This window comes from Streptomyces sp. CRN 30, from assembly GCF_034105845.1.
Genome location: NZ_JAVRHI010000487.1, coordinates 1 through 7,630, shown reverse-complemented (window position 1 = coordinate 7,630; position 7,630 = coordinate 1). Strand labels below are relative to the sequence as shown.

Genomic DNA, 7,630 nt, shown 5'->3' with positions numbered 1-7,630 from the left:
AGGCCCAGGAGGATGTGCTCGGTGCCGATGTAGTTGTGGTTGAGCATCCGGGCTTCTTCCTGAGCCAGGACGACAACCCGCCGCGCGCGGTCGGTGAACCTCTCGAACATCGTTAATCGCTCCTCAGAGCGGTCAGGCAGTAAGGGGAACTTCCCCTCCCTGTCCTTCCGCAGCTTAGTCCCGCAAGCGGGGACCGCTCATTCCAACTGCCGACACCGTCGATGGCCTCCTGACCCGCAACGCCGACATCTGCTCCAACCCGATGGTGCGAGACGATGTTCCCGCAGGCCAGGCACTTACCCCACTCGCCAGTACGCCGATGGCGAACGCGGGACGGCCTTTTCTGCGTGTCGCCCCCTCCCACTAGGGATGTCTTACCCGCTCGGACTGACAGTCCATGCCGCGCGCACCGTTTCCCTCCGCTACGGGCGAACAACCTTGCGCCTCCCCGCGCGCCCGAGCGCCCCCAGTTTTGACACTTTAAGCACTCACCCGAACACCCAGCGTAACCCGCACGCTCCGAGGGCGGTTGCTCCTGGCATGGCCGAGGCCCTCCCCGCGCTCCCCGCTCCCCGTCGCCCGCCCGGGGTCCACGGTCGCCCGCCGGAAGCCTCCCGGTCCGGCGCGGACCGGCTGCGGCGGTGGTACGAGAGCGAGCTGGGCTGGGAGACGGTCCCGGGAACACCGCCGAGGCTGCGCACCGGCATCCGTTTCGACGTCCTGGACGTCCCCGCTCAAGCGGGTACGGCGGCCCTGCGGCGGCTCGGCGAGCACGCTCCGGTGGCCCTGCGGGGCGAGCGGACGCTGCTGCTGGTCGCGGCGGGCGGCGCGGAGGAGCTGCCAGGGCTCCTCGAGTGGCTGGAGTGGGGCGCGCTGCCGCTGGATCTCGCGGCGTACGGCGCGGGCGGCACCGTCGAGGCGCCGCTGCGCCCGGCGCCGGGGCCGGGGCGCGCTCGTCAGGGGGCCGCCGTGTGGCTGCGGCCCCCCGAGCCGGGGCGTGCGGTGGAAGCGTCGCTCCCCGCGCTGTCGGCCCCGGGCGGCGGTGCCGATCTCGTACGGCTGGTCGCCACGGTGGCGACGCAAGTCCACCGCCTCCGGCTGCGGCGCGCGGCCGGACGGGCGGTCGTACGCGGTGATCAGCCGTTGGCCTTCTCGTAGGCCTCGCGGATGGTCGCCGGGACGCGGCCGCGGTCGTTGACGTCGTAGCCGTTCTCCTTGGCCCAGGCGCGGATGGCGGCGGTGTCCTGGCTGCCGCCCGAAGAGGCGCGCGCCTTGCCGCGGCCGCCGGAGGAACGGCCACCGGTACGCCGGCCGCCCTTCACGTAAGGCTCAAGAAGGCCACGGAGCTTGTCCGCATTGGCGGTCGTGAGATCGATCTCGTACGTCTTGCCGTCCAGCGCGAACGTCACGGTCTCGTCCGCCTCGCCGCCGTCGAGGTCATCGACAAGAAGGACCTGAACCTTCTGTGCCACCGGATTTCCTTTCATCGATAACGTGAGGGCCGGGGTCCGTCGGCATCCGCCGTATCGCCGCCCCTTGTTATATGCAGTACTGCAGTACGTCGGAAAGCAAACCGCTTTTGCCGGAAAAACACAAACCCCCGAAGGAGACGGGTAGCCTCGCACCGCCCCCGGAATATGCGCGTTTCGGACATAGGGCATGGCGGTTGTCGATCACAGATGCAGAAGCATCCGGCTGTTGCCCAGGGTGTTCGGTTTCACTCGTTCGAGACCGAGGAACTCCGCGACGCCCTCGTCATAGGAACGGAGCAGCTCCGCGTAGACGTCGGTGTCGACCGGTGTCTCACCGATCTCCACGAAGCCGTGCTTGGCGAAGAAGTCGACTTCGAAGGTCAGACAGAAAACACGGCGAACGCCGAGCCAGCGCGCGGTCTCCACCAACTTCTCCAGCAACTGATGGCCGACGCCCGCGCCCTTCAGACCGGGCTTCACGGCGAGAGTCCGCACTTCCGCGAGGTCTTCCCACATCACGTGCAGGGCACCGCAGCCGACCACCTCGGCGTTGTCGTCCCGCTCCGCGACCCAGAACTCCTGGATGTCCTCGTAAAGCGTGACCGTCGCTTTGTCGAGCAGGATGCGGCCCCGCACGTACGCGTCGAGGAGGTCGCGAACGGCCGGGACATCGCTGGTACGGGCCCGCCGTACGGTGATGGCTTTTGCGGTGACTTCGGGGCGCGCTGCTGACATGAGCGGACGCTATCGCTCCTCCGGCCCGGGTGCGGAGTCGGGGTTCGCCCCGTTCTCGCCTCTCTCGCCGTTCTCGCCGTTCTCGCCGTTCGGCGACTTCGGGGCTTCGGGTCCCTGGGCGATGCGGATGGCATCTCTCAGCGCCTGCCGCTGTTCCTCGCTCATCATGCCGAAGAAGGCGATGAGGGCGGCGGCCGGGTTGTCACTCTGGGACCACGCGTCGTTCATCAGGGCGGCGGCGTAGGCGGCGCGGGTGGAGACCGCCTCATATCGATAGGCCCGGCCTTCGGCCTCGCGGCGGACCCAGCCCTTCTGATGGAGATTGTCCAGAACGGTCATCACCGTGGTGTAGGCGATCGAGCGTTCCTGCCGGAGATCTTCGAGGACTTCTCGAACGGTCACCGGGCGGTTCCACTTCCACACCCGCGTCATGACCGAGTCTTCGAGTTCTCCCAATGGGCGAGGCACGTTCAGCACAATAGTGGCTGATCTGCGTCAGGACATGCTGGACGTGCGGTTAACCGGCAAATGGGATGAATGGCGTGGATGTCGGGGCGGCCCGGCGGTCCCGGGCCGCGCCGGTCAGCTCTCGGTGCGCGGCGCGGAGGGCTGGCGGGTGGCCTCGGCCTGCGCGAGGGCGGCGTCGACGGCCGCGTCCTCCTTGGCCTTGTTGGCACCGCCCTGGGTCTTCACGATCACCCGGATCACGGCGATGAAGAGCACGGCCATGACGACCGGCGGAACGAGCGCGGAGACGTAGTCCATGGCTCCAGGGTAGCCACCGGACCGGCTCAGCCCGCCGCCAGGTGCTGCCCCGGGGCGCCGGGCGGCGGCGTGGGCCTGCGCCGGGGGAAGACCTCGCCCGGGGTCGGGATGGGGCGCTTCGGTTCGGGCTGCGGCGCGGCCGGACGGCGGTCGGGCCTCCGGTCGGGCCGGCGGGCCGGTTCCCCTCCCGCGGCGACGGGTCCGCCGGGGAGGCCGCCGGGCAGGGCCGTGAGCCGGGTGCGGGCGGCGGGGACCGTACGGAGTTCCGGTGCGGCCTGCGCCCGGCAGCGCCGCAGCAGGGCGGCGGCGGCGGGGTTGCCGCTCAGGGCCCGCAGCGCGGCGAGGTCGTCCCGGGTGGGGCGGTGGCCGGCGTCGAGCGTCTCGTCGAGGAGCGCGAGGTACCCGGCGGCGGTGCCGGGCAGGGCGGCGCGGTACCGGGCGAGGTCGGCCACCAGGAAGGCGCGCAGCCGGGCGCTCTCCCGCGTCGCCTCGTCGAGCGAATCGGCGAGCCGGAGACAGTCCTGGACGTCCTGGACGTCCTCGGCCGAGACCGGACGGGAAAGGAGGGCCAGGGCGAGGGCGCGGCGGAGCACACGCAGCTCCTCCGCACCGAACGCCAGGCCGCCGCGGGATCCGTAGGGCGTGGGCATGCGGCGACGATACGCGCTAATCAGACAAACCTGACATGACGGGGAGGTGTGGCGCACGGGTCCACCCGGGTGGCCGTGCGCTCCCCCCGACCCTGCGGCTTTCTCGGCCGTGCGCCTCCCCGCCGGAAGGTCGTCAGAGCCGGGACACGTTCCGCTCGTACACCAGACGCAGGCCGATCAGGGTCAGCCACGGTTCGTGCTCGTCGATGGCCGAGGCCTCCCCGAGGACCATCGGCGCGAGTCCGCCGGTCGCGATGACCGTCACGTCGTCGGGGTCGTCGGCCAGCTCGCGGGCCATGCGGCCGACGACGCCGTCGACCTGGCCGGCGAAGCCGTAGACGATGCCCGCCTGCATCGCCTCCACCGTGTTCTTGCCGATCACGCTGCGCGGCCGGGCCAGCTCGATCTTGCGGAGCTGGGCACCCTTGACGCCGAGCGCCTCGACGGAGATCTCGATGCCGGGGGCGATGACCCCGCCGACGTACTCGCCGCGCGCGCTGACCGCGTCGAACGTCGTCGCCGTACCGAAGTCGACGACGATCGCCGGACCGCCGTAGAGATCGACGGCGGCGACCGCGTTGATGATGCGGTCCGCGCCGACCTCCTTGGGGTTGTCCATGAGGATGGGCACGCCGGTCTTCACGCCCGGCTCGACCAGGACGGCGGGGACGTCGCCGTAGTAGCGGCGGGTGACCTCGCGCAGTTCGTGCAGGACGGACGGGACGGTCGCGCAGATGGCGATCCCGTCGATGCCGTCGCCCAGCTCCTCCCCGAGCAGCGGATGGGTGCCCATCAGGCCCTGGAGGAGGACGGCCAGCTCGTCGGCGGTGCGGCGGGCGTCCGTGGAGATCCGCCAGTGCTCCACGATGTCCTCGCCGTCGAAGAGACCGAGGACGGTATGGGTGTTGCCTACGTCGATCGTCAGCAGCATCGCTCGCGCACCTACTCCGCGGCCCGCAGGTCGAGGCCGATGTCGAGGATCGGGCTGCTGTGGGTGAGCGCTCCCACGGCGAGGTAGTCGACGCCCGTCGCGGCGTACTCCCCGGCGTTGCCGAGGGTCAGGCGGCCCGACGCCTCCAGGGCCGCGCGGCCGTCGACCAGGGCGACGGCCTCCTCGCACTCGCCGGGCGTGAAGTTGTCCAGGAGGATCAGGTCGGCGCCGGCGTCCAGGACCTCGCGGAGCTGGTGCAGGGTGTCGACCTCGACCTCGATGGGAACGTCGGGAAAGCGCTCGCGGACCGCCCGGAAGGCCGCCGCGACGCCGCCCGCGGCGACCACGTGGTTGTCCTTGACCAGCGCCGCGTCCGAGAGGGACATGCGGTGGTTGACGCCGCCGCCGCAGCGCACGGCGTACTTCTCCAGGGAGCGCAGTCCGGGCGTGGTCTTGCGGGTGTCGCGCACCTCGGCCTTGGTGCCGTCCAGGGCGTCGGCCCACGCGCGCGTGGCGGTCGCGATGCCGGACAGGCGGCACAGGATGTTCAGCGCGCTGCGCTCGGCGGTGAGGAGGTCGCGGGTGCGGGAGGTGACCGAGAGCAGCACCTGGCCGGCCTTCACGCGGTCGCCGTCCTCGACGTGCCGCTCGACCTCGAACTCGTCGGTGCAGACCACGGAGAGCACCGCCTCGGCGACCCTGAGGCCCGCGACGACACCCGCCTCGCGGGCGGTGAAGTCGGCGGTGGCGACCGCCTCCTCGGGGATCGTCGCGACGGTCGTCACGTCCACGCCGTGCGCGAGGTCCTCCTGGACGGCGACGTTCGCGACGTCCTCGACCTCGACGGGGTCGAGACCGGCGTCGAGCAGGAGCTGGGCGAGCGCGGGGTCGAGCCCGCACTCCAGGTACTCCTCGTCGGCTCCGCAGGCGCAGCCGTCGCCGCAGCCTTGGCCGTCGGCGAGGGGAAGGTCGTGGCTGGTCACTTCGTCACTGCTCCTGGGGGCTGGTGCGTCGGCTGTCCGTCGGGGGAAATTCTGCGGTCTGTGTGGTGTGCACGGCGAGGGAGCGGTCCGGGTTCAGGGTCACCACGAGGTGGCGGCGCCAGCCGGTGTCGTCGCGCTCCGGGCGGTCCTCGCGCCAGTGGCAGCCGCGGGTCTCCTCGCGCCGCGCGGCGGCGGCGACCAGGACGCGGGCCACGCACAGCAGGTTGGTCGCCTCCCAGGCGTCCACGCCGGGCTCGGCGGTCTTGCCGTGTTCGCGCAGCGCCTCGCGGGCGTCCGCGTGCAGGCCCTCCAGGCGCTCCGCCGCACGGGTGAGGGAGGCGGCGGAGCGCAGCACGCCGGCGCCGTCGGTCATGATCCGCTGGACGGCGAGACGCGCCTCCGGCGGGAGCAGCGGGTACGCGGGGCGCTCCGGGTACGGAACCGGTGCGGGCACGCGCGCGTGGAGCGTGCCGTCGGTGTGGCCGGCCGCGACGTCGGCGGCGATGCGCTCGGCGTAGACCAGCCCTTCGAGGAGGGAGTTGGAGGCCAGCCGGTTCGCGCCGTGCACGCCCGTGCAGGCGACCTCGCCGCACGCGTACAGGCCCGGCACGGTGGTGCGGCCCCGGTCGTCGGTGCGGACGCCGCCGGAGGCGTAGTGGGCGGCCGGTGCCACCGGGACCGGCTCGGTGACCGGGTCGATGCCGTGGGCGCGGCAGGCGGCGAGGATGGTCGGGAAGCGCCGCGCCCACATCCCGGCGCCGAAGTGCCGGGCGTCGAGGTACATGTGCTCGGCGTTCCGCTCGCGCATCCGCCGCATGATGCCCTTGGCGACGATGTCCCGGGGCGCGAGTTCGGCCAGTTCGTGCTGGCCCACCATGAAACGGGTGCCGTCGGCGTCCACGAGGTGGGCGCCCTCGCCCCTGACCGCCTCCGAGACCAGCGGCTGCTGGCCCTCCGCGTCGGCGCCGAGGAAAAGCACCGTCGGGTGGAACTGGACGAACTCCAGGTCGCTGACCTCGGCCCCGGCGCGCAGCGCGAGGGCGACGCCGTCGCCGGTGGAGACGGCCGGGTTGGTGGTCGCCGAGAAGACCTGCCCCATGCCGCCGGTGGCGAGGACGACGGCGGGCGCGTGCACGGCCCCCACGCCGTCGTGCTGGCCCTCGCCCATGACGTGCAGGGTGACCCCGGCGGTGCGGCCCTCGGCGTCGGTGAGGAGGTCGAGGACGAGGGCGTTCTCGACGAGGCGGATGCCGGGGCGGCGGGAGGCGCCGGTCGCGCCGCGCACGTCCGCACGCGCGCGTACCGCCTCCACCAGAGCCCTGGAGATCTCCGCGCCCGTGGCGTCGCCCCCGGCGTGGGCTATGCGGCGGCGGTGGTGGCCGCCCTCCCGGGTCAGTTCGAGGCCGCCCTCGGCCGACGCGTCGAACCGCGCGCCGGTGCCGATGAGGCGGCGTACGGCGTCGGGTCCCTCGGTGACCAGGAGCCGTACCGCGTCGGCGTCGCAGAGCCCGGCGCCCGCCACCAGCGTGTCGTCCAGGTGCTGCTCGGGGGTGTCGCCCTCGCCGAGCGCCGCGGCGATGCCGCCCTGCGCCCAGCGGGTGGAGCCGTCGTCGAGGCGGGCCTTGGTGACCACGACCGTGGCGAGGCCGGCCGCCTCGCAGCGCAGCGCGGCGGTGAGTCCGGCTACGCCGGAGCCGACGACGACCACGTCGGCGGTGAGCGCCCAGCCGGGCGCTGGAGCGTGCAGTCGTATGCCTGTGGGGTTCACGAGGCGGCTCCGAAGGTGAGGGGCAGGTTGTCGATGAGCCGGGTGGTGCCGACCCGGGCGGCGACGGCGAGGACCGCCTCGCCGGTGAAGTCCTCCCCGACCTCGGAGAAGTCGGCGGGGTCGACCAGGGCCAGGTAGTCCAGAGCGAGCGGCGGAGTGGCGCGGGCCGCGTCGTCCAGGACCAGGCGGGCCGCCGCGCGGACGGCCGCCGGGCCGCCCTGGGTGTCGGGGGTGGCCTGCGCGACGGCGTGCGCGTCGGCCGCCGCGCGGGACTCGCCGAGCGCGCTGAGCGCCTCGGCGCGCGCCTCGGTGGCGGGCACCTCCCG

The 7,630-nt window shown here is 72.7% G+C and carries 11 protein-coding genes; 1 reads left to right on the top strand and 10 read right to left on the bottom strand.

Annotated features, from left to right (window positions below; all coding sequences use genetic code 11):
• Window positions 1-110 (bottom strand): Clp protease N-terminal domain-containing protein (locus UW392_RS67195; protein ID WP_146074793.1); only part of this gene is annotated, 110 nt, incomplete at its 3' end.
• 430 nt (window positions 111-540) lie between these two features.
• Between UW392_RS67195 and UW392_RS54945 the strand changes: the two genes are divergently transcribed.
• A complete protein-coding gene (locus tag UW392_RS54945) occupies window positions 541-1,158 on the top strand; it encodes an SCO3374 family protein (protein WP_320782998.1) in 618 nt (205 codons plus the stop codon).
• Here UW392_RS54945 and UW392_RS54940 read toward each other — a convergent pair.
• The 9 genes from UW392_RS54940 to UW392_RS54900 all read right to left on the bottom strand — a co-directional run.
• Window positions 1,137-1,472 (bottom strand): Lsr2 family protein, encoded by a 336-nt coding sequence (locus tag UW392_RS54940; protein ID WP_320782997.1) that lies wholly within the window; start codon window positions 1,470-1,472, stop codon window positions 1,137-1,139. The genes UW392_RS54945 and UW392_RS54940 overlap by 22 nt on opposite strands.
• Window positions 1,473-1,673: 201 nt before the next feature.
• A complete protein-coding gene (locus UW392_RS54935) occupies window positions 1,674-2,207 on the bottom strand; it encodes an amino-acid N-acetyltransferase (protein WP_320782996.1) in 534 nt (177 codons plus the stop codon).
• Between the two features lie 9 nt (window positions 2,208-2,216).
• A complete protein-coding gene (locus UW392_RS54930) occupies window positions 2,217-2,675 on the bottom strand; it encodes a BlaI/MecI/CopY family transcriptional regulator (RefSeq protein WP_414497573.1) in 459 nt (152 codons plus the stop codon).
• Window positions 2,676-2,789: 114 nt separating this feature from the next.
• Window positions 2,790-2,972 (bottom strand): hypothetical protein, encoded by a 183-nt coding sequence (locus tag UW392_RS54925; protein ID WP_320782995.1) that lies wholly within the window; start codon window positions 2,970-2,972, stop codon window positions 2,790-2,792.
• Window positions 2,973-2,998: 26 nt separating this feature from the next.
• On the bottom strand, window positions 2,999-3,622 hold the full coding sequence (locus UW392_RS54920; protein ID WP_320782994.1) for a hypothetical protein: 624 nt from the start codon (window positions 3,620-3,622) through the stop codon (window positions 2,999-3,001).
• A gap of 133 nt (window positions 3,623-3,755) precedes the next feature.
• On the bottom strand, window positions 3,756-4,553 hold the full coding sequence (locus UW392_RS54915; RefSeq protein ID WP_320782993.1) for a type III pantothenate kinase: 798 nt from the start codon (window positions 4,551-4,553) through the stop codon (window positions 3,756-3,758).
• An 11-nt stretch (window positions 4,554-4,564) separates the two neighbouring features.
• Window positions 4,565-5,536: a carboxylating nicotinate-nucleotide diphosphorylase gene (gene nadC / locus UW392_RS54910; protein WP_320782992.1), complete on the bottom strand. Its 972-nt coding sequence runs from the start codon at window positions 5,534-5,536 to the stop codon at window positions 4,565-4,567.
• 4 nt (window positions 5,537-5,540) lie between these two features.
• Window positions 5,541-7,304 (bottom strand): L-aspartate oxidase, encoded by a 1,764-nt coding sequence (locus UW392_RS54905; RefSeq protein ID WP_320782991.1) that lies wholly within the window; start codon window positions 7,302-7,304, stop codon window positions 5,541-5,543.
• Window positions 7,301-7,630 (bottom strand): pantoate--beta-alanine ligase (locus UW392_RS54900; protein ID WP_320782990.1); only part of this gene is annotated, 330 nt, incomplete at its 5' end. The genes UW392_RS54900 and UW392_RS54905, both read right to left, overlap by 4 nt.

Coding starts and splice junctions, on each gene's coding strand:
- UW392_RS54945 (WP_320782998.1), top strand. CDS start 541: ATGGCCGAGGCCCTCCCCGCGCTCCCCGCTCCCCGTCGCCCGCCCGGG.
- UW392_RS54935 (WP_320782996.1), bottom strand. CDS start 2,207: ATGTCAGCAGCGCGCCCCGAAGTCACCGCAAAAGCCATCACCGTACGG.
- UW392_RS54925 (WP_320782995.1), bottom strand. CDS start 2,972: ATGGACTACGTCTCCGCGCTCGTTCCGCCGGTCGTCATGGCCGTGCTC.
- UW392_RS54920 (WP_320782994.1), bottom strand. CDS start 3,622: ATGCCCACGCCCTACGGATCCCGCGGCGGCCTGGCGTTCGGTGCGGAG.
- UW392_RS54915 (WP_320782993.1), bottom strand. CDS start 4,553: ATGCTGCTGACGATCGACGTAGGCAACACCCATACCGTCCTCGGTCTC.